At 70.1% G+C, this 20400-nt stretch carries 19 protein-coding genes and 1 tRNA gene; 13 read left to right on the forward strand and 7 right to left on the reverse strand.

Features of this window, described 5'->3' with window-relative positions; all coding sequences use genetic code 11:
• Positions 1–28 precede the first annotated feature (28 nt).
• The 7 genes from ACFU95_RS22130 to ACFU95_RS22160 all read left to right on the forward strand — a co-directional run bounded on the left by ACFU95_RS22130 (position 29) and on the right by ACFU95_RS22160 (position 8278).
• Positions 29–682, forward strand: a complete 654-nt coding sequence (locus tag ACFU95_RS22130) for an SCO family protein (RefSeq protein WP_383830455.1) — start codon at positions 29–31, stop codon at positions 680–682.
• The gene (locus ACFU95_RS22135; protein WP_383830167.1) at positions 679–1125 is read left to right on the forward strand and encodes a copper chaperone PCu(A)C; all 447 of its coding nucleotides are present in this window, start codon (positions 679–681) and stop codon (positions 1123–1125) included. Before ACFU95_RS22130 ends, ACFU95_RS22135 begins: the two co-directional genes overlap by 4 nt.
• A 13-nt stretch (positions 1126–1138) precedes the next feature.
• On the forward strand, positions 1139–3187 hold the full coding sequence (locus tag ACFU95_RS22140) for a copper resistance CopC/CopD family protein (protein WP_383830170.1): 2049 nt from the start codon (positions 1139–1141) through the stop codon (positions 3185–3187).
• A gap of 8 nt (positions 3188–3195) precedes the next feature.
• Entirely contained in the window at positions 3196–4524 is a 1329-nt protein-coding gene (gene efeB / locus ACFU95_RS22145) for an iron uptake transporter deferrochelatase/peroxidase subunit (RefSeq protein ID WP_383830173.1), read from the forward strand.
• A gap of 140 nt (positions 4525–4664) precedes the next feature.
• Entirely contained in the window at positions 4665–5597 is a 933-nt protein-coding gene (gene pheA / locus ACFU95_RS22150) for a prephenate dehydratase (RefSeq protein ID WP_383830176.1), read from the forward strand.
• A 588-nt stretch (positions 5598–6185) separates the two neighbouring features.
• Positions 6186–7463 (forward strand): serine--tRNA ligase, encoded by a 1278-nt coding sequence (serS, locus tag ACFU95_RS22155; RefSeq protein ID WP_383830178.1) that lies wholly within the window; start codon positions 6186–6188, stop codon positions 7461–7463.
• Entirely contained in the window at positions 7460–8278 is an 819-nt protein-coding gene (locus ACFU95_RS22160; RefSeq protein WP_383830181.1) for an HAD family hydrolase, read from the forward strand. The genes serS and ACFU95_RS22160 overlap by 4 nt, the downstream gene beginning before the upstream one ends.
• Positions 8279–8460: 182 nt before the next feature.
• Here ACFU95_RS22160 and ACFU95_RS22165 read toward each other — a convergent pair.
• The 6 genes from ACFU95_RS22165 to ACFU95_RS22190 form a co-directional block, all read right to left on the reverse strand.
• A tRNA-Ser gene (locus tag ACFU95_RS22165) sits at positions 8461–8547 on the reverse strand.
• A gap of 282 nt (positions 8548–8829) precedes the next feature.
• Positions 8830–9072, reverse strand: a complete 243-nt coding sequence (locus tag ACFU95_RS22170) for a hypothetical protein (protein WP_383830184.1) — start codon at positions 9070–9072, stop codon at positions 8830–8832.
• Positions 9073–9202: 130 nt separating this feature from the next.
• Positions 9203–9922 (reverse strand): ABC transporter permease subunit, encoded by a 720-nt coding sequence (locus ACFU95_RS22175; protein WP_383830186.1) that lies wholly within the window; start codon positions 9920–9922, stop codon positions 9203–9205.
• A 10-nt stretch (positions 9923–9932) separates the two neighbouring features.
• The gene (locus tag ACFU95_RS22180; RefSeq protein WP_383830189.1) at positions 9933–10844 is read right to left on the reverse strand and encodes an ABC transporter ATP-binding protein; all 912 of its coding nucleotides are present in this window, start codon (positions 10842–10844) and stop codon (positions 9933–9935) included.
• The gene (locus tag ACFU95_RS22185) at positions 10841–11758 is read right to left on the reverse strand and encodes an ABC transporter permease (RefSeq protein ID WP_383830192.1); all 918 of its coding nucleotides are present in this window, start codon (positions 11756–11758) and stop codon (positions 10841–10843) included. Before ACFU95_RS22185 ends, ACFU95_RS22180 begins: the two co-directional genes overlap by 4 nt.
• Positions 11748–12737, reverse strand: a complete 990-nt coding sequence (locus tag ACFU95_RS22190; RefSeq protein WP_383830458.1) for an ABC transporter ATP-binding protein — start codon at positions 12735–12737, stop codon at positions 11748–11750. Before ACFU95_RS22190 ends, ACFU95_RS22185 begins: the two co-directional genes overlap by 11 nt.
• A gap of 255 nt (positions 12738–12992) precedes the next feature.
• On the opposite strand from ACFU95_RS22190, the gene ACFU95_RS22195 reads away from it, so the two are divergent.
• The 6 genes from ACFU95_RS22195 (at position 12993) to ACFU95_RS22220 (ending at position 19261) form a co-directional block, all read left to right on the forward strand.
• Positions 12993–13844 carry a M24 family metallopeptidase gene (locus tag ACFU95_RS22195; RefSeq protein ID WP_383830195.1) on the forward strand — a complete coding sequence of 284 codons (852 nt, stop codon included), beginning with the start codon at positions 12993–12995 and terminating at the stop codon, positions 13842–13844.
• An 8-nt stretch (positions 13845–13852) separates the two neighbouring features.
• Positions 13853–15610, forward strand: coding sequence for an SDR family oxidoreductase (locus ACFU95_RS22200; protein ID WP_383830461.1), 1758 nt, complete (start codon positions 13853–13855; stop codon positions 15608–15610).
• 47 nt (positions 15611–15657) lie between these two features.
• Positions 15658–16605, forward strand: a complete 948-nt coding sequence (locus tag ACFU95_RS22205; RefSeq protein ID WP_383830464.1) for a MerR family transcriptional regulator — start codon at positions 15658–15660, stop codon at positions 16603–16605.
• 122 nt (positions 16606–16727) lie between these two features.
• The gene (locus tag ACFU95_RS22210; RefSeq protein WP_383830198.1) at positions 16728–17276 is read left to right on the forward strand and encodes an RNA 2'-phosphotransferase; all 549 of its coding nucleotides are present in this window, start codon (positions 16728–16730) and stop codon (positions 17274–17276) included.
• Between the two features lie 82 nt (positions 17277–17358).
• Complete coding sequence (locus ACFU95_RS22215) at positions 17359–18261, forward strand: LLM class flavin-dependent oxidoreductase (RefSeq protein WP_383830201.1); 903 nt, start codon at positions 17359–17361, stop codon at positions 18259–18261.
• Between the two features lie 112 nt (positions 18262–18373).
• On the forward strand, positions 18374–19261 hold the full coding sequence (locus ACFU95_RS22220) for a Cof-type HAD-IIB family hydrolase (RefSeq protein ID WP_383830204.1): 888 nt from the start codon (positions 18374–18376) through the stop codon (positions 19259–19261).
• A gap of 2 nt (positions 19262–19263) precedes the next feature.
• On the opposite strand, the gene ACFU95_RS22225 is transcribed toward ACFU95_RS22220, so the two are convergent.
• A complete protein-coding gene (locus ACFU95_RS22225) occupies positions 19264–20316 on the reverse strand; it encodes a M23 family metallopeptidase (RefSeq protein ID WP_383830207.1) in 1053 nt (350 codons plus the stop codon).
• Positions 20317–20400 lie beyond the last annotated feature (84 nt).

The raw sequence follows: 20400 nt of genomic DNA on the forward strand, positions 1-20400 counted from the left end.
TTCTATGCCTGAGACCGCGCGTAAGACCATGCGCAAGAAGACCTTCGCCGCGGCCGCGCTGCTCGCCGCCGCCACCCTGACCCTCTCTGCCTGCGGCAACGGTGACGACAGCGCCGAGCCCGTGACCGTGGTCTCCGAGGAGGCCGGCTCGGACAAGGCGGCCATCGTCCTCGACAAGCCGTTCGAGAAGCCGGACCTGGTCCTCACCGACACGAACGGCAAGAAGTACGACCTCCGCAAGGAGACCGAGGGCCGGCCGACGCTGATCTACTTCGGCTACACCAACTGCCCGGACGTCTGCCCGCTGACGATGAACAACCTCGCCGTCGCCAAGAAGCAGCTGCCCAGGGCCGAGCAGGACGAGCTGCGCGTCGTCTTCGTCACCACCGACCCGGAGCGCGACACCGCGTCCGCGCTCGGCAAGTGGCTCAAGGGCATCGACCCGCAGGTCGTCGGCCTGACCGGCGACTTCGACACCATCCAGGCCGGCGCCCGCACCCTCGGCATCTCCATCGAGCCGCCGCACAAGGACAAGAACGGCAAGATGGTCTCCACCCACGGCACGCAGGTCGTCGCGTTCTCGCCGAAGACCGACGCCGGGTACGTCCTCTACACCGAGGACGCGAACGTCGACGACTACACCAAGGACCTCCCCAAGCTCATCAAGGGGGAGAAGCCGTGAGGCGTCTCGTCGCGCCCGTCGCGGTGCTGGCCGGGGCCCTGGTCCTCGCGGGCTGCGGTTCCGGTGACTCCCGGGCCGAACTGTCCGTCAGCGGCGCCTACATGCCGCAGCCCGTCTCCGACTCCATGGCGGCCGGCTTCCTCACCGTCACCAACAAGGGCGGTACGAAGGACGAGTTGACGTCCGTCACCAGCGACGCCGGCGAGGTGACCGCCCACGAGACGGTCGGTTCGTCGATGCAGGAGGCCAAGGACCTGGCCGTACCCGCACATGGTCGACTCGTGTTCAAGAGCGGCGGAAGCCATCTGATGTTCGAGAAGCTGAAGCGCAAGCCCGAGCAGGGCGAGAAGGTGACCGTGAAGCTCCACTTCGCCGAGTCCGGCACGGTCACGGTCGAGATGCCGGTGAAGCCGGCGACGTACAACCCGAAGACCGGACACTGAGGGAGAGATCGCCTTGACCCAGACCATCGCCCCCCGCGTCCGGACCCTGGTGCTGCTGCTCCTGGCCGCCACCAGCCTGCTTCTCGCCGGTGCCGGGCCGGTCTCCGCGCACGCCGCGCTGACCGGCAGCGACCCCCGGCAGGGGGCTGTGGTCGACAAGGCCCCCACGCAGGTCTCGCTGACCTTCTCGGAGAAGGTCGCCCTGTCCGACGACTCCCTGCGCGTGCTCGACCCCAAGGGCAAGCGCATCGACCGCGGCGACCCGGCCAACCTCAGCGGCACGACGTACGCCGTGAAACTCCACAGCGGCCTGCCCGACGGCACGTACACCGTCACGTACCAGGTGGTGTCCGAGGACAGCCATCCCGTCGCCGGCGCCTACACCTTCTCCATCGGCGCGCCCTCCCAGACCACCGTCTCCGTCTCCGGCCAGACGGCGGGCGGCGGGATCGTCGGCACGCTCTACGGCTTCGGCCGGTACGTGTCGTACGCCGGCTTCATCGTCATGGTCGGCGGCGCCGCCTTCGTGCTCGCGTGCTGGCAGCGCGGGGCGGGGGTGCGGGCGCTCCAGCGGCTCGTCGTCTCCGGATGGCTGGCCCTGACCGCCGCCACGCTCGGACTGCTGCTCCTGCGCGGCTCGTACACCAGCACCGGGAAGGTCGGGGACATCTTCGACCTGGAGCTGCTGGGGCAGGTGCTGCAGACCAAGACGGGTGCGGCACTGGTGTCCCGGCTGCTGCTCCTCGCCGCGGCGGCGCTGTTCATCGCCGTGCTGTTCGGGGCGTACGACAAGCGGGAGGACGAGGAGAAGCGGGACCTCACCTTCGGGCTCGCCATCGGCGGAACCGTGGTGGCGGCGGGGCTCGCGGCGAGCTGGGCGATGTCCGAGCACGCCTCGACCGGGCTCCAGGCCGGGATCGCGATGCCGGTCGACGTCGTCCACCTGATGGCCGTCGGCAGCTGGCTCGGCGGCCTCGCCGCGCTGCTCGTCGCCCTCTACCGGGCCCCCTCGGACACACCGGTCGACGGGTCCGCCGTACGACGGTTCTCGCGCGTCGCCTTCGCCAGTGTGCTCGCGCTCATCGCGACCGGGATCTACCAGTCGTGGCGCCAGCTCGGCTCGTGGTCGGCGTTCACCGGCACGCGATACGGCCAGTTGCTGCTGGTCAAGATCGGGCTCGTGGTGCTGCTGGTGGGGATCGCGTGGATCTCGCGGCGGTGGACGGCGCGGCTGGCGGAGACCGTGGCGGTGAAGCCGGGGAGGGCGAAGGCCGCGGGCGAGGCGGACAAGTCCGCCGAGGGCGGGACGGAGGCCGTCGAGCGCGGGACGGAGGCCGTCGAGCGCGGGACGGAAGGGGCCGACGACGAGGAGAAGGCGGTCGGGGGAGAGAAGGAACACGCCGCTGCCCGGGCCGGTGCCTCCACCGCCGCCGGCGGCGGCAAGGGCGGCGATTCCAAGGACGGCAAGTCCAAGGGCGGCGGCTCCCAGCGCGCCACCCAGCTCGCCCGGCAGCAGGCCGCGATCGACACGGCACGGCAGAAGAAGCAGCGGGACGCCGACCCGAACCGGTTCGGACTGCGCCGCTCGGTGCTCGCCGAAGCGGGCGTCGCCGTCGTCCTGCTCGCCGTCACCACGATGCTGACGTCGACCGAACCGGGGCGCACGGAGGAGGAGGCCAGGGCGGCCACCGCGTCCTCGGCCGCCGACGCGTCGTCGGCCGGGGCGCTGACCCTGGACATGTCCTTCGACACCGGTGGCGAGGACGGCGCGGGCGTCGTACGGATCGACCTCGATCCCGCGCGCGTGGGCGGCAACGAGATGCACGTCTATGTGCAGCGGCCCAACGGCCGTGCCTTCGACATCCCCGAGGTGAAGGTCGCCTTCACCCTGGAGTCCCAGGACATCGGGCCGCTCCCCGTCGTCCCCGACCACATCTCCACCGGCCACTGGTCGGCGAGCGGCGTGCAGATCCCCATGGCGGGCGAGTGGAAGATCGCCGTGACCGTGCGGACCTCCGACATCGACCAGACCACCATCTCCAAGAACGCGCAGATCGGCTGAACCACACCATGGCTGACCAGTCCATTCCGGAGGCCCGTACTCCCAAGAGCCCCAAGGCGGCACGCACCACTCCCGAGACGGGACTTAATGCCGGCGTTTCCGGAGGTGCCTCCCTCAAGGAGGGCCTTTCGCGACGCCGGCTGCTCGGAACCGCCGGTGCGACCGGGCTGGTCCTCGGTGCGGCCGGCGGGGCCGTGGGATACGCCGCCCGGCCGGCCGAGGCGACGCCGCTGACCTCCCTGGGCGCCGATCAGGTGATGTTTCACGGGAAACATCAGCCCGGCATCCTCCAGGGCCTCCAGGCCCGCGGCCACGTGGTCGCCTTCGACCTGGCGGCGGGCGCGGGCCGCAAGGAGGCGGTGGCGTTGCTGCGCCGCTGGTCGGAGACGGCTCGGCGGCTGATGGCGGGCGAGGCGGCCCGGCAGGACGACACGGATGTCGCCCAGGACGCCGGGCCGTCGTCGCTGACGATCACTTTCGGCTTCGGCCACAGCTTCTTCGCGCGGACCGGCCTGGAGAAGCAGCGGCCGGTCGCCCTGGATCCGCTGCCCGACTTCTCCTCCGACCAGCTAGACAAGGCACGCAGCAACGGCGACCTGTGGGTGCAGATCGGCGCGAACGACGCCCTGGTCGCCTTCCACGCCCTGCGCGCGATCCAGAAGGACGCGGGGCGGGCCGCCAAGGTGCGGTGGCAGATGAACGGCTTCAACCGGTCGCCGGGCGCGACCGCCCACCCGATGACGGCACGCAACCTCATGGGCCAGATGGACGGCACGCGCAATCCGAAGCCGACCGAGGCCGACTTCGACGAGCGGATCTTCGTGCCGGAGTCCGGCTCGAAGGACCCCGCGTGGATGGCGGGCGGCTCCTACGCCGTCGTACGCCGCATCCGCATGCTCCTCGACGACTGGGAGCAGCTCTCGATCAAGGAGCAGGAGGACGTCGTCGGGCGCCGCAAGTCCGACGGGGCACCGCTGTCCGGGGGCACCGAGACGACCGAGATGGACCTGGAGAAGACGGACAAGGCGGGGAACCTGGTCGTCCCCATCAACGCGCACGCCCGCATCACAAGGCCCGACCAGAACGGCGGTGCGGCGATGCTGCGGCGCCCGTTCTCGTACCACGACGGCATCGACGCGGACGGGGTGCCCGACGCGGGCCTGCTCTTCATCTGCTGGCAGGCCGACCCGCTGCGCGGTTTCGTCACCGTCCAGCGCAAGCTCGACCGGGGCGACGCGCTGTCGAAGTTCATCCGCCACGAGGCGAGCGGGCTGTTCGCGGTGCCGGGTGGGGCGGCGGAGGGGGAGTACGTGGGGCAGCGGTTGCTGGAGGGGTGACCGGGGCGCGGTAAGGGCGACGTCGGCACAGAAGAAGTGACGTCGAGGCCGGACGGGGCGGCTTCGACGCCCGTTCACCCCTTTCGGCGGCCGGGCGAGATCTGTACGCGGCTTTTTACACGGCCCATTAGGGTGAGGTCATGCCAGCGAGCTATGCCTATCTCGGCCCCGAGGGCACCTTCACCGAGGTCGCCCTGCGCACGCTTCCCGAGACCGCGACCCGGGAGCTGATCCCGTACGTGTCCGTGCAGTCCGCGCTCGACGCGGTGCGCGTCGGCGAGGCCGAGGCCGCGTTCGTACCGATCGAGAACTCCGTCGAGGGCGGGATCACCACCACGCTCGACGAGCTGGTCTCGGGCGCGCCCCTGATGATCTACCGCGAGGTGCTGCTGTCGATCACCTTCGCGCTGCTGGTCCGGCCCGGCACGAAGCTGACGGACATCAAGACGGTCTCCGCGCACCCGGCCGCCCAGCCACAGGTGCGCAACTGGCTGAAGAAGAACCTCCCCGACGCCGACTGGGAGTCGGCCGCCTCGAACGCGGACGCCGCGCGCCTGGTCCAGGAGGGCCAGTACGACGCCGCCTTCGCCGGCGAGTTCGCGGCCGCCCGGTACGGCCTGGAGGCCCTGGAGACCGAGATCCACGACGCGGAGAACGCCCAGACTCGGTTCGTGCTGGTGGGCCGGCCCGCCCGACCCGCGGCGCCGACCGGCGCGGACAAGACGTCCGTCGTGCTGTGGCAGCGCGACGACCATCCCGGTGGCCTGCGCGACCTCCTGGGCGAGTTCGCCACGCGTGGCATCAACCTGATGCTGCTCCAGTCCCGGCCGACCGGCGCGGGCATCGGCAACTACTGCTTCTGCATCGACGCCGAGGGGCACATCTCCGACCGCCGGGTGGCCGAGGCGTTGATGGGACTCAAGCGGATCTGCCTGGAGGTGCGGTTCCTGGGCTCGTATCCGCGCGCGGACCTGAAGCCCGGGGAGGTCCTGCCCCCGCGTGCCGGGACGTCGGACGGGGAGTTCGTGTCGGCGGCGGACTGGGTGGCGCGCTGCCAGGACGGGCGTTTCTGAGCGGTTTGTGACAGGCGCTCCCGGCGGCCCTGGGGTGCGCCGGGGACCGGCTTCAGCACGCTTTCCCCGCCAGTACTACCAGCCGATTATCGTTATCCACAGGGGTTATCCACAGGTACTCTTCTCGACCTGGGGACAAGTCGACAGGCAGGCGTGAGTCTGTCGACAAATAGATCCCCAGGCCGTTCCGGAGTCCACCATCGCGCAAGTCACCCTTCGTCCACTCTTTTCCTTTGGGCCATCCTTTGGGGCGACCAGTTTCCACTCGAACGTGGGGATGGAGAGGGTTTGTCCTGGGAATCCTCGACTTGCTCGGCACGTTACGGAGTGATCAATTCCGGCATCCACAGATCATCCACACACCCTGTGGATAACTCTTCGGGGGCTGGGGATTCCTGTGGACAACCGCGACCCAAGTCCCTTTCTCCACAAGGGAATCGAGTCAACCGGCCACCCTGGGCCTGCCCCGTTCCAGGGAGTGAGACGCCTTTTATTGACACGGCCCCCATTCCCCCCATAACGGTAGATAAGACTCGGCTCGGAATAGCGAGTCGTGGGCTGTCACCCCACCCCGGTAGCCTTGAGCGCGTGATTGACCTTCGCCTGCTCCGTGAGGACCCCGACCGAGTGCGCGCCTCGCAGCGCGCCCGTGGAGAGGACGTCGCGCTCGTCGACGCCCTCCTGTCTGCCGACGAGCGGCGCAGGTCGTCCGGCGTCCGCTTCGACGAGCTGCGTTCCGAGCAGAAGTCGCTCGGCAAGCTCATCCCCAAGGCCACCCCTGAGGAGCGTGCGGAGCTCCTGCAGAAGGCGGAGCAGCTCAAGGCCGACGTCAAGGTTGCCGAGGCCGCGCAGAACGACGCCGACGAGGAGACCAAGCGCCTCGCGGCACAGCTGGGCAACCTCGTCCACCCCGACGTCCCCGTGGGCGGCGAGGAGGACTTCGTCGTCCTGGAGACGCACGGCACCATCCGCGACTTCGGTGCCGAGGGCTTCGAGCCGAAGGACCACCTGGAGCTGGGCGAGGCGCTGGGCGCCATCGACGTCGAGCGCGGCGCCAAGGTGTCCGGCTCGCGCTTCTACTACCTCACCGGCGTCGGCGCCCTGCTGGAACTGGCGCTGGTCAACGCAGCGATCGCCCAGGCCACCGAGGCCGGGTTCACCCCGATGCTCACCCCGGCGCTGGTCCGCCCGCGCGCCATGGAGGGCACCGGCTTCCTCGGCCAGGCCGCGGAGAACGTCTACCACCTGGAGAAGGACGACTACTACCTGGTCGGCACCTCCGAGGTCCCGCTCGCCGCGTACCACATGGACGAGATCCTCGACTCCGACAAGCTGCCGCTGCGCTACGCCGGCTTCTCGCCGTGCTTCCGCCGCGAGGCCGGTACGTACGGCAAGGACACCCGCGGCATCTTCCGCGTGCACCAGTTCGACAAGGTCGAGATGTTCTCGTACGTCGCCCCCGAGGACGCGGAGAACGAGCACAAGCGGCTCCTGGAATGGGAGAAGCAGTGGCTCACCGGCCTTGAGCTGCCCTTCCAGGTCATCGACGTGGCCTCGGGCGACCTGGGCGCGTCGGCGTCCCGCAAGTACGACTGCGAGGCGTGGATCCCGACCCAGGGCAAGTACCGCGAGCTGACGTCGGCCTCCAACTGCGACGGCTTCCAGGCGCGCCGCCTGGCCGTCCGCATGCGTGAGGGCAAGAAGGTGCAGCCGCTCGCGACGCTCAACGGCACGCTGTGCGCCGTACCGCGCACGATCGTGGCGATCCTGGAGAACCACCAGCAGGCCGACGGCTCCGTCCGGGTGCCCGAGGTGCTGCGCCCGTACCTGGGCGGCCGAGAGGTCCTGGAGCCGGTCGCCAAGTGAGCGCCGCTCCTCCCGTCGCCGGGTTCCCGTACAAGTTGATCGCGACCGACCTCGACGGAACGCTCCTGCGCTCCGACGAGTCGGTCTCCGGGCGCACCCGTGACGCGCTCGCCGCGGCCACCTCGGCGGGAGCGGCGCACATCGTCGTCACGGGCCGGGCGGTCCCCTGGACCCGCCACATCCTCGACGACCTCGGCTACGAGGGCCTCGCCGTCTGCGGTCAGGGCGCCCAGGTGTACGACGCCGGCGAGCACCGCCTGCTGACGTCGGTGACCCTGGACCGGCAACTCGCGGGTGTGGCCCTGGCCAAGATCGAGGCGGAGGTCGGCCCACTGTTCCTGGCGGCGAGCCGCGACGGCCTGGACGGCGACGTGCTGGTCGGGCCCGGTTACGCGGTCACGGGCACCCTGCCGTCGACCCCGTTCACGGACGCGTCGGATCTGTGGACCGCCCCGCTGAACAAGATCTACATACAGCATCCGCGACTGTCGGACGACGAGCTGGCCACGACGGCCCGTCAGGCCGCGGGTGGCTTCGTCACGGTGGCGATGGCGGGCGAGGGCATCGTGGAGCTGCTGCCCCTCGGCCTGTCCAAGGCGACGGGCCTGTCCCTGGCGGCTCGCCGCCTGGGCATCAAGGCCGCGGACACGATCGCCTTCGGTGACATGCCGAACGACATCGCCATGTTCGCCTGGTCGGCACACGGGGTCGCCATGGCCAACGCCCATGAGGAACTCAAGGCGGTGGCGGACGAGGTGACGTCCTCGAACGAGGAGGACGGCATCGCGGTGGTGCTGGAGCGGTTGCTCGGCTAGCGGTTGCTCGGCCAGTAGGGCAGGGGCGGCGGGCCCGCGCGACGGCGAGCAGCCCCGCCCGGGCCGGTCGTGGCCGGCCCTGTCCGTCCCCGCGGAACGGGTGGGCACGGCCTGCGACGCCGTGATCCTGTGCAAGGCACCCAAGCCCTGCACAACGGCCCAGCCCCAGTGGCAACGTCTCGCGGAGGATGCACGGATCGAACGTGCGCGGGCTTTTCAGCCCGACCTTGGCTTAGCAAGCCAGTGCCTTACCACTCGGCCAATCCTCCGGGTGGGCGACCCACGCGAGAGCGACATCGCGTGCTCGAAGCGGCCGCCCCGGGCAGCTCCCCGTGCGGTACAGACTCAACGGAGGGGTAGCGATTACTCCGGAGCCCGCCGCCGGCTGCCCTGTCGGGAGCTCGACGTACTGCCGTGCATGGACATCGTCGCGCTCCTCTCCCAGAACGTGGCGCCGAACTCGTCGTCCGGCGGGGTGGACACAACCACTGTGCCTGTACGGCGAGTTGGGCGCCACTGATTAAAAGGCCCTGGATGGCGGCGTACGCCCCTTACCGGCGGCGCCACTTGCGTCGGCGCCCCTTGCTGAAGAACCAACCGGCCGGCGGCTCGTCGGAACGCCATGGCTGCGGCTCGGGCGCCTCACGGCGCCAGCGGGCGGCCAGCATGCGGGCCCGGGCGGACGGCTCGGCGGTCTCGGCCTCGCGTATGAAGTCGTCGTCCAGGACCAGGTTGCTCCAGGTGTCGTCCCCGGACTGCTCGCGATCCTCGTGCTGCGCCATGCCGCCTGCCATCGCCGTCCTCCAGTTCGTACAGTGCATCCCCTTTGCCCAGTGTGCCCGGACCGAGGTGAAGCCCCCGTCAAGAGCGGGCCCCGGCAGGGCCCGACTCCTTGGCTCCTTGGCTCCTTGGCTCCTCGCGCGCCTACTCCTCGCCGGCGAGCGTCAGCGACCGCAGCTTCTGCCCCGCGTACCAGGTCGCGAGGACGGTGACCACGGCCAGGAGCACCGTCGCCGTGGGCAGTGCGACGTCCGAGCGCACCATCTCCCCGCCGGCGACCTTCTGGGCCACCGCCAGCGCCCACTGCTGGACGCTCAGGGTGCGCGCGCCGGACACCAGGGAGCCGAACAGGGCCTCCCAGACGAGGGCGTAGACGAGCCCGAAGACCACCGCGTGCCGGGACACGGTCCCGAGCAGCAGGAAGATCGCGGCGTAGGCGATCGAGGCGACGAGCGCGGCGACCGTGTAGGCGACGGCGATCTGCTGGCCGTTGCCGTTGAGGATGAGGCCCGCGACGAAGGTGGGCAGCGCCGAGAACACCATCGTCACGGCGACCGCCACGATCAGCTTGGTGAAGATGATCGTCGGCCGTTTCACCGGCTTGGAGAGCAGATACACCACCGAGCCGTCGTCGATCTCGGGCCCGATCGCGCCCGTGCCGGCGATGACGCCGATGATCGGCACCATGGTGGCGAGCGCCAGCCCGCCGAGCAGGTCGGACGCGGTCTGGTCGTCGGCTCCGGCGAGGCCGCGCACCACGACGGCGATGCCGATGAGCAGCAGCGGCAACGCGCCGAGGATGAGGGCCCGGCGGCGGCCGAGCAGGGCTCGATAGGTGAGCCGGGCGACTGTGGGGTCGTACATCTTCGGCCTCCTACGCCGCGACGAGATACGAGAAGACGGACTCGAGGGACTCGTCCGACGGCGAGACGGTGAGCAGGCGGATGCCGTGGTCACGCGCCACCCTGGGCAGCAGGGTGGTGAAGCGGCCGAAGTCGACGGCCTGGATGTGCAGCGCGCCCTCCGCCAGGTCGACCTCGATGCCGGACGTCGACGGATCGGCGATCAGCGCGGCCGCGAGGGTGCGGTCGTCGCTGGAGCGCACGAGGTAGCGGTGCGGGCGGTCGGTCATCAGGCGGCGGATCTTGCGGAAGTCGCCACTGGCCGCGTGCCGCCCGGCGACGACCACCTCGATGTGCCAGGCGAGTTGCTCGACCTCTTCGAGGATGTGGGAGGAGAACAGCACCGTGCGGCCCTCGTCGCCCATGCGTCGCAGCAGGTCCATGAGCTGCATGCGCTGGCGCGGGTCCATGCCGTTGAAGGGCTCGTCCAGCAGGAGCAGCGAGGGGTTGTGGACGAGGGCGCTCGCCATCTTCACGCGCTGGCGCATGCCCTTGGAGTACGTCTGGATCTTGCGGTCCTGCGCGTACTCCATCTCGACCGTGGACAGGGCCTTCTGGGCGGCCTTGGCTCCCAGGCCGTGCAACTCGGCGTTGGCGAGGACGAACTCGCGGCCGGTGAGGAAGTCGTACATCGCCTCGCGCTCGGGGACGATGCCGATGTGCTTGTAGATCGACTCGTTGCGCCACACCTGCCGGCCGTCGAGGGTGACCGTGCCGGTGGAGGGGGCCAGGAAGCCGCCCATCATGTTGATGAGGGTGGACTTTCCGGCGCCGTTGGGGCCGAGGAGGCCGGTGACGCCGGGGCTGATCGTCATGGTGATGTCGTTGACGGCGACCACGTTGCCGAACCAGCGGGAGACGTGGTCGATCTGGAGCGTGGTCACAGTCCCACCTTCTTGTAGCGACGCATCAGGAGGCCGTAGCTGGCGGCGATCAGGCCCAGCGTGAGGAGCACGTAGATCGCGCCTTCCCCGTTGGTCGGGCCGACTCCGCCGGGGAAGGCGGACGTGGCTCCCAGGAAGGCGGACTGCACGCCGTCGATCAGCGTGACCGGCGAGAAGAGGCCGATCCAGGCGATGGCGCCCGTGCTGTTCTGCACCTCGGCGATGGCCTGGAGGGTGGAGACGGCACCGTAGGAGATGGTCAGTACGGCGATCACGGCCGCGATGCCGAAGCCACGGCGCGGGGTGACCGACGCGATGACCAGGCCGATGCCGGCGAACAGCAGCGAGAGCAGTGCCACGGAGACGAGTCCCTGTGCGAACCCCTTGGTCTGGTCGGCGAAGTCGAGCTTGGCCAGCAGCGCGCCCACGTAGAGCACCAGCAGTGGGGCCGCGGTGAGGATGAACAGCGCCGAGGCCAGCGCCGCGAACTTCGCGCGTACGTAGTCGGCGGTCTCGATGGGCCGCGAGAAGTACAGCGGTACGGTCTTGAAGCGCAGGTCGCGGGAGACGGACTGGGGGGCCTGCGAGGCGATGTACAGGCTGATCACGGCCTGCATGACGATCGCGTAGCGGGTGTAGTGGAGGGGCAGGTCGTTCGCCTTGGTGGCGACCGCGACGGCGACCATGATGGCCGCGGGCACGCACATCACCACGAAGAGCAGCATCGGCAGCACCTTGGACTTCACCGAGCGGCCCAGGCCGTAGGCGCCCCGCAGGGACTGCGAGTAGAGGGAGCGCGTGGCGTAGGAGCGGCCGAGGCGGGGTCCGTCGTAGGTGCGGTAGCCGATGTTGTGGATACGGGTCTGGTCACCCGGCTGGGTGACCGGTGTCCGCGTGGGCTGCTCAACCGCCATGGCCGACCGCCTCCTTCCGCTGTGCGTCGGTGCTCTGCTCGCTGCCCTGCTCGGTGTCGGTGAAGACCTCCGCGATGTGGTGCCGGCGCTGTTCCATGCGCACCAGGCCGAGGCCGAGGTCGGCGACCACGTCGCGCACCAGGTCGTAGGTCTCGTCGCCCTGCGCGGTGAGCAGCAGGATGTGACCGGCGCCGGGGAGGCCGCCGCTGCCGTCGAGGACGTCCACCCCGCGCGCGTGGAGCGCGTCGCGGACCGCGCGGGTGCCGTCCGGGTGGTCGTCGGTGTCGGTGACCTCGATGGCGAGGGTCGTCGTGGTCTGGGTGAAGTCGGTGGTGGAACTGGAGCGCAGGAGCTTGCCGCCGTCGACGACCACGACGTGGTCGCAGGTGCGCTCCAACTCGCCCAGCAGGTGGGAGGTGACCAGGACCGAGATGCCGAAGTCGGTGTGGATGCGGCGGATGAGGCCGAGCATCTCGTCGCGGCCGACCGGGTCGAGGCCGTTGGTCGGCTCGTCCAGGAAGACCAGCTGCGGGTCGTGCACCAGGGCCTGGGCCAGCTTCACGCGCTGCTTCATGCCGGTCGAGTAGCCGCCGATGGGGCGGTAGCGCTCCTCGTACAGACCGACGTGGCGCAGGGTGTCCGCGGTGCGCTCGCGCGCGGCGGCGGGCGGCAGGCCGGACATCCGCGCCATGTGCACGACGAACTCGGTGGCCGAGACGTCGGGCGGCAGACAGTCGTGCTCCGGCATGTACCCGACCCGCTCGCGGATGGCGGCGCCCTTGGTGGCGACGTCGAGACCGAGCACTTCGGCTCGGCCCTCGGTGGCGGGGGACAGACCCAGCAGGATCTTGATCAGTGTGGACTTGCCGGCTCCGTTGGCTCCGACGAGTCCGGTCACACCGGGCCCGACGTCCACGGAGAGCCGGTCAAGCGCGGTCACCCTGGGGTACCGCTTGCTCAGGCTTTCGGTCGCGATCACAGTCACGCTTCGAAGGTAGTGACGCGGACCACGCCGGTCGTCACCCCGCAGAGCTGTATTGGGGTCAGACTCCAGGACTACGGGGCCCTAGGGGTCACCCCTGAGTCGAACAACGCGACCCTGGTTTTGCACATCTGCGGGGTTTTCCACAGCCCGAGGCACCCCTATTGACGCAGCCTCTAACAACTGTCACATTCACCAGTGTCAAGTTACGGACGCGTACCGCGGTCAGTGTGGACAAGGTGGGGCGGTGGCATGACTACGGCGGTGACAGGCGAACTCTCCGTGGACTCAGCGCAGTTGCGCGGGTTCAGGCAGGTCCAGCAGCTGGCGTACGAGTGCGCGGAGGCGGTCGCGGCGCAGCTGGAGCCCGGCGTCACCGAGCGCGAGGCGGCGCGGATGCAGCGCGAGTGGCTGCGTGGGCGCGGGGTGCGGGACTGGTTCCATCTGCCCTTCGCCTGGTTCGGGGACCGCACGGCGTTCGTGGACTTCCGGATCCCGTTGCAGTTCTTCCCCACCAACTGCCGACTGGAGCCCGGGATGCCGTTCATCCTGGACATGGCCCCGGTGTACGGCGGTTACACGGCCGACATCGGCTACTCCGGCTCGCTCGGCATCAACCCGGTGCAGGACAAGCTGATGGCCGACCTGGAGGCACACCGGGAGCTGATCCTGCGCGAGGTGCGCGAGCGGCGGCCGCTGCGGGAGATCTACGAGGACGTGGACCGGCTCATGGTCCGCCAGGGCTACGCCAACCGGCACCGCGCCTATCCCTTCGGCGTGATCGCGCACAAGGTCGGCCGGGTCCGTCAACGCCGCTGGTCACCCCATGTCTTCGGGTTCGGCACACAGTCCCTGAAGGGTCTGGCGAGCGACGCGCTGCACGGTCACCGCGACGGCTGGTCCCCGCTGTGGTCGCCGTACCGCTTCTCCGACCACCCGCCGCAGCCGGGCCTGTGGGCGGTCGAACCGCACCTCGGCTTCAGAGGTACGGGCGCGAAGTTCGAGGAGATCCTGGTCGTCACCGACTCCGCGGACCCCGAGCAGAGCGCCTTCTGGCTGGACGACGATCTGCCGCACGTGCGGCGCTGGGCGGAGGAGAAGTGACGGAGCCGGTGACTCTTCAGGGCGCGCGCGAGCGCAGGGTGCGGACCGGCGGGGTCGAGCTGTGCGTGGCCGAGCTGGGCGAGCCCGGACAGCCGACGGTGGTCCTCGTGCACGGCTATCCGGACAGCAAGGAGGTGTGGTCCGCCGTAGCGCCGCGGCTGGCCGACCGCTTCCATGTCGTGCTGTACGACGTCCGAGGTCACGGTCGTTCGACGGCACCGAAGCCGCTGCGCGGCGGGTTCACGCTGGAGAAGCTGACGGACGACTTCCTGGCCGTCGTGGACGCGGTCAGCCCGGATCGGCCCGTGCATGTGGTGGGGCACGACTGGGGCTCGGTGCAGGCTTGGGAGTTCGCCACGGTCAAGCGCACCGAGGGCCGGATCGCGTCCTTCACCTCGATGTCCGGGCCGTCCCTCGACCACTTCGGGCACTGGATCAGCGGGCGCCTGAAGCGCCCCACCCCACGCCGGATCGGGCAGCTCCTCGGCCAGGGCGCCAAGTCCTGGTACGTCTACGCGCTGCACACGCCCGTGCTGCCCGAACTGGCCTGGCGCGGCCCCCTCGGCAAGACCTGGCCGCGCATCCTGGAGCGCGTGGAGAAGGTCCCCCGCGGCGGCTATCCGACCTCGTCCCTCCCTACGGACGCGGCGCACGGAGCGTGGCTGTACCGGGACAACGTGCGGGCCCGGCTGCGCCGCCCACGCGCGGACGCGTACGCCCACGCGCCCGTGCAGCTCATCACGCCCCTCGGGGACGCCTTCCTGTCGGAGCGGCTGTACGACGAACTGGAGCTGTGGGTTCCGCAGTTGACCCGGCGCACGCTGCCGGCCAAGCACTGGATCCCACGCAGTCGCCCGGACCAACTGGCAGCCTGGATCACGGAGTTCGTGACCTCCGTCGAGGGCGGGCGACCGGAAGGGGTGACGGCGACCGGGAAGTACGCCGACCGCTTCGGCGGGCAGCTCGTCCTGGTCACCGGCGCCGGCAGCGGCATCGGACGGGCGACGGCGTACGCGTTCGCCGAGGCCGGCGCACGTGTGGTGGCCGTCGACCGGGACGCCGAGGCCGCCGCCCGCACCGCCGAGATGTCCCGGCTGATCGGCGCACCCGAGGCCTGGGCGGAGACCGTCGACGTCTCCGACGAGCAGGCGATGGAGAAGCTCGCCGCGAAGGTCGCCGCCGAGTACGGCGTGGTCGACGTCCTGGTGAACAACGCGGGGATCGGCCTGTCCGGGTCCTTCCTCGACACCACTCCGGAGGACTGGAAGAAGGTCCTCGACGTCAATCTGTGGGGTGTCATCCACGGCTGCCGGCTGTTCGGCAAGCAGATGGCCGAGCGCGGGCAGGGCGGCCACATCGTCAACACCGCCTCGGCGGCGGCCTTCCAGCCGTCCAAGGTGCTGCCCGCCTACAGCACCTCCAAGGCGGCCGTGCTGATGCTGAGTGAGTGCCTGCACGCGGAGTTGGCCGGCCAGGGCATCGGTGTCACCGCGATCTGCCCCGGCCTCGTCAACACCAACATCACCTCGACCGCGCGCTTCGCCGGGGTCGACGCCGAGGAGGAGAAGAGGCGCCAGAAGAAGTCCGCGCGGCTGTATGGGTTGCGCAACTACCCGCCGGAGAAGGTCGCCGACGCGATCCTGCGGGCGGTCGTACGGGGTGAGGCCGTTGTTCCGGTGACTCCGGAGGCGCGTGGGGCGTATCTCATGTCGAGGTTCACGCCGAGGGCGCTGCGCAGGATCGCGCGGTTGGAGCCTCCGCTATGAGTGAGGTGCACCGCGGGGCGGCCGCACAGCCCGGTGCGGTCGGCGGCATGGCCGGGGGACCGGCCGAGCCCGCCTACCGGATCGAGGATCTCGCCCACCTCAGCGGTGCCACCGTCCGCACTATCCGCGCCTACCAGGACCGCGGCCTGCTCCCCCGCCCCGAGCGCCGTGGCCGCGCCAACGTCTACGCGGACGCCCATCTCGTCCGGCTGCGCCAGATCGCCGACCTTCTCGACCGCGGCTACACCCTCGCCTCCATCAAGGAACTCCTGGAGGCCTGGGACGCCGGCCGTGGTCTCGGCGGGGTGCTCGGGCTGGTCGCCGAGGTGGACGGGCCATGGACCGACGAGGAGGCGGTGCGGATCTCGCGCGCCGAGCTGGACCGGCGCTTCGGCGGCATCCCCGACGACGCGGCGGTGGCCGAAGCCGTGGAGCTCGGCGTGCTGGAGCCGGTCGCCGACGACGAGGACTTCTTCGTCGTCCCGAGCCCTCAAGAGCTCGCTGTGGCAGTGGAGTTGCATGCCGCAGGGGTGCCGCTCTCCGCGATCTCCGCCCACCTGCGGGAGTTGAGGGGCCAGGTCGAGCACATCGCCGCCCGTTTCCTGGAGTTCACCACCGAGCATGTCTTCGCCCGCTACCTCGGCGGACCGCACCACCCGACGGACGCGGAAGCGACCGAGGCGGCCTCCCTCGTACGACGACTGCGCCCTCTCGCCCAGCACACCGTGGACGCGGAACTCGCCCGTGCGATGCGCCGGTTGGCGGTGCGCCACCTACGCCAGCAACTCGGCGCGGGCGAGACGTCGGATCTTCGGAACCGGACAAGAGCGATGCCCATCGCCGAGGAGACAATGCGGGCTGTCGAGAGCTTGGTTGGCCCCGACCAGGCGGCGGCGTTCGTCACATTGGCCGCTGAACGGGAGGTGCGCGCACGGGCCTTGGACCGGCTTGCCGCAAATCACAGCTCATCAGCTGATCTTGGCGAAACCCTTTGAATCGGCGGCTCGTTGTCCACAGAATCGCCAAATCCCCTGTGGATAACCGCACTTGCTTGTGGACCAAACCTGCGGAGCGAAATCGTTCGCGTGATTCGTGCCTCTCCCGGCAGGCTGGTGGCATGGACGAAAGACGCACCGTGAAGGTGTCGAAGTACCTCTCGAAACACCTGCGCCATCAACCCGAGCGCATCGGGCTCACGCTCGACGAGGGCGGTTGGGTCGAGATCGACGCACTGATCGCCGCCGCGGCCGCGCACGGATTCCGGTTCAACCGGGAAGAGCTGGACCACGTGGTGGCCGCCAATGACAAGCGGCGCTTCGCGATCGAGGGCTCCCGGATCCGCGCCAGCCAGGGCCACAGCATCGACGTCGATCTCGGACTGCCCCCGGCGACACCGCCGCCGTACCTCTACCACGGCACCGTGGAGCGCAACCTGGACGCGATTCGCGACGCGGGCCTCAGGCCCATGAACAGGCACGACGTGCACCTCTCCGCCGACCGCGAGACCGCGACGCGGGTCGGCGCCCGACGGGGGCGTCCGGTGGTGCTCTCCGTGGACGCCGGCGCCATGCACCGGGACGGCCATGTCTTCCACGTCAGCGCCAACGGGGTGTGGCTGACGAAGGCCGTGCCACCGGAGTACCTGCGCTTCCCCGCGTCGCACTGATCTCCCTGCCGCTCCGTAGCCGGGCAACCGCGCACGATGACCGTTTCACGTGAAACCCGTTCGGCCGCATACGCTCGAAAACATGAGTCTGCGCCTGAGCTCCGTGATCCTCCCGTACCGACGCTGGTCCGAGGGAGGCCGCGAGGCATGGCAGCGCGCTGAGCAGCTCGGCTTCCACGCGGCGTACACCTACGACCACCTCTCCTGGCGCAGCTTCCGTGACGGCCCCTGGTTCGGTGCCGTGCCGACACTGACCGCCGCCGCGGCCGTCACCGACCGTCTGCGACTCGGCACGCTGGTGACCTCGCCGAACTTCCGGCACCCGGTGCCCTACGCCAAGGAACTGCTCTCCCTCGACGACATCTGCGGCGGCCGTCTCACACTCGGTGTGGGGGCGGGCGGTTCCGGGTTCGACGCCACCGTGCTCGGCCAGGACCCGTGGACGCCGCGTGAGCGGGCCGACCGGTTCGCCGAGTTCGTCCAGCTCCTGGACCGGCTCCTGACCGCGGACTCGGTGTCGTACGAGGGCGACTTCTACTCGGCGCACGAGGCGCGCAACATCCCGGGCTGTGTGCAGCGCCCCCGGCTGCCCTTCGCGGTCGCCGCGACCGGGCCGCGCGGGCTGCGGCTCGCGGCGCAGTACGGTCAGGCCTGGGTGACCACGGGCGACCCCAAGCTGTACGAGAACGGCACTCCTGAACAGTCGGTTCAAGCCATTCGCGGACAGGTCGACAGGCTGGCCGACGCCTGCGCCGAGCTCGGGCGGGACGTCGCCGGGCTCGACAAGATCCTGCTCACCGGATTCACCCCGGACCGTGGCCGCCCGCTGGAGTCCGTCGACGCGTTCGTGGACTTCGCGGGGCGTCATCGGGAGCTGGGCTTCACCGAGATCGTGATCCACTGGCCGATCCCCGACTCGGACTTCGCGGCCGACGAGAAGGTCTTCGAGCAGATCGCCATGGAAGCGACGGCGCAGCTGCGTTGAGATCGACAGAGGCGACCGTGCTGGTCAGGGTGGTGGAGACGGTGCTCTCAGGGGCGGTTTCTCCTCACCTGCCGTCTCAGATGTGCGGACTGCCGCACGGCCGTGCAGGCATATGCGGGAGAATGACCCGGTGACCTCAGCGACTCGACAGCCCCAGACCCCGGCGGCCGCTGTCCGCCCGCGGCTCATCGCCACCGACCTGGACGGCACCTTGCTGCGGGACGACAAGTCGGTCTCCCCCCGCACGATCGCCGCGCTGGCCTCCGCCGAGGAGGCGGGAATCGAGGTGTTCTTCGTCACCGGCCGCCCGGCTCGCTGGATGGACGTGGTCAGCGATCACGTCCATGGTCACGGCCTGGCGATCTGCGGCAACGGCGCCGCCGTGGTCGACCTGCACGGCGGCCCCGGCGCCCACCGGTTCGTGAAGGTGCGGGAGCTGGCCCGGGAGAACGCCCTGGACGCCGTACGGCTGCTGCGCGAGGCGGCGCCGGGCACGGTGTACGCGGTGGAGCAGACATACGGCTTCTACCAGGAGCCGGACTATCCCAAGCTGCACATGGAGATACCGGACAACCTCGCGCCGGCCGAGCACCTGCTGGCGCCGGACGCCCCCGGGGCCGGTGAGCCGGTGCTCAAGATCCTCGCCTACCACCGCACCATCGATCCCGACGCCTTCCTCACCCTCGCCCGCCTCGCCATCGGCGACCGCGCCAATGTCACCCGCTCCAGCCCCAGCGCCCTGCTGGAGATCAGCGGCCCCGGCGTCTCCAAGGCCAGCACGCTCGCCCTGTGCTGCGCCGAGCGCGGCATCTCGCACGAGGAGGTCGTGGCCTTCGGGGACATGCCCAACGACGTCGAGATGCTGACGTGGGCGGGCCAGTCGTACGCGATGGGCAACGCGCACCCGGATGTGGTCGCCGCGGCGTCGGGGCGGACGGTCGCCAACAACGAGGACGGCGTGGCGGTCGTGATCGAGCAGTTGCTGGCGGAAGGACACTAGGGCTACTCGACGGTCACCTCGCGATCCGTCAGCCACGGCACCGGATCCACCGCCGAGCCCAGCTCCGGAGTGACCCGCACCTCGAAATGCAGGTGCGGGCCCGTGGAGTTGCCGGTCGTGCCCGACTGGCCGATCCACTGTCCGGTGTCGACCCGCTCGCCCTGGTCGACGCCGACGGACGCGAGATGGGCGTACTGCGTGTAGTAGCCGTCCGCGTGCCCGACGACGACCTGCATCCCGAAGGCGCCTCCGCACGTCACCTTGACCACCCGGCCGTCCCCGACCGCCCGCACGGGCGTTCCGATCGGCACCGCGAAGTCCTGCCCGGTGTGCCGCTTCGCCCACCGCAGCCCACCGCTGCCGAACGCGGCGGACAGCTCGTACGACTCCACCGGCGTGACCCATGCGCTGGCGAGGGCCTTCTTCTTCTGGTCGAGCCGAACGGCACCGGGGCAGGAGCCGGCGGCCACGGAGGCGTCGGCCCGCCCCTGCAACTGCCAGCGCGCGTCTTCGAGCTTGCCCTCAATGCCCTTCTTCAGCTCGGCCAGCTCGGTGTTGCGCTTCTCCAGCGACTGCCAGGCCGCCGCGGCCCTGGCCTCGTCTCCGGCGAGTCTGGCCTCGGCGCGACGGCTCTTCTCGATGGCGTTGGTGACGGCCAGATTCGTCTGTGAGAACACATGCTGACCGCGCATCAGCTGTTCCGGGCTCGACGCGAGGATGATCTGCGCGGTGAGCGGCATCCCGCCGCTGCTGCGGTACTGGGCGCGCGCGATCCGGCCCAGGTCCTCGTGCCGGACGTGGATCTCCCGCCGTTCGCGTTCGAGCAGCGCCTCGATCCGCAGTGCTTTCGCCCGCTGCGCCTCGGCCTCCTTCCGCCCCGCCTCGTACCGCTCGGTCGCCAGGGCCGCGTCCTCGTACAGGCGCACCACCTGCGCGCTGAGACCCGAGCCACCGTCGGTGCCATCGCCGAAGGCACCTGCGGGCCGGGCCACGAGTGCGGTGATCACACACAGAAGCGCCGGAACGACCTGGAGGCGACGGCGATATGAGCACATGCCAGCGATCCTGGCTCGCAGACGGCGTCATGGCCTGTTCACGGCGTACGCCTGGGGGACATGTTGCTGCGGATGGGCCAGTAC

It is taken from the genome of Streptomyces sp. NPDC057623, assembly GCF_042800355.1.
Classification (GTDB): Bacteria; Actinomycetota; Actinomycetes; order Streptomycetales; family Streptomycetaceae; genus Streptomyces.

What these genes read in the sequence shown, in the direction of transcription:
- ACFU95_RS22220 (WP_383830204.1), top strand. Translation starts at nt 18,374, where the DNA reads ATGCGGGAGAATGACCCGGTGACCTCAGCGACTCGACAGCCCCAGACC.
- ACFU95_RS22195 (WP_383830195.1), top strand. Translation starts at nt 12,993, where the DNA reads ATGACTACGGCGGTGACAGGCGAACTCTCCGTGGACTCAGCGCAGTTG.
- ACFU95_RS22170 (WP_383830184.1), bottom strand. Translation starts at nt 9,072, where the DNA reads ATGGCAGGCGGCATGGCGCAGCACGAGGATCGCGAGCAGTCCGGGGAC.
- ACFU95_RS22175 (WP_383830186.1), bottom strand. Translation starts at nt 9,922, where the DNA reads ATGTACGACCCCACAGTCGCCCGGCTCACCTATCGAGCCCTGCTCGGC.
- ACFU95_RS22185 (WP_383830192.1), bottom strand. Translation starts at nt 11,758, where the DNA reads ATGGCGGTTGAGCAGCCCACGCGGACACCGGTCACCCAGCCGGGTGAC.
- ACFU95_RS22225 (WP_383830207.1), bottom strand. Translation starts at nt 20,316, where the DNA reads ATGTGCTCATATCGCCGTCGCCTCCAGGTCGTTCCGGCGCTTCTGTGT.
- ACFU95_RS22215 (WP_383830201.1), top strand. Translation starts at nt 17,359, where the DNA reads ATGAGTCTGCGCCTGAGCTCCGTGATCCTCCCGTACCGACGCTGGTCC.
- ACFU95_RS22210 (WP_383830198.1), top strand. Translation starts at nt 16,728, where the DNA reads ATGGACGAAAGACGCACCGTGAAGGTGTCGAAGTACCTCTCGAAACAC.
- efeB (WP_383830173.1), top strand. Translation starts at nt 3,196, where the DNA reads ATGGCTGACCAGTCCATTCCGGAGGCCCGTACTCCCAAGAGCCCCAAG.
- ACFU95_RS22130 (WP_383830455.1), top strand. Translation starts at nt 29, where the DNA reads ATGCGCAAGAAGACCTTCGCCGCGGCCGCGCTGCTCGCCGCCGCCACC.
- pheA (WP_383830176.1), top strand. Translation starts at nt 4,665, where the DNA reads ATGCCAGCGAGCTATGCCTATCTCGGCCCCGAGGGCACCTTCACCGAG.
- ACFU95_RS22205 (WP_383830464.1), top strand. Translation starts at nt 15,658, where the DNA reads ATGGCCGGGGGACCGGCCGAGCCCGCCTACCGGATCGAGGATCTCGCC.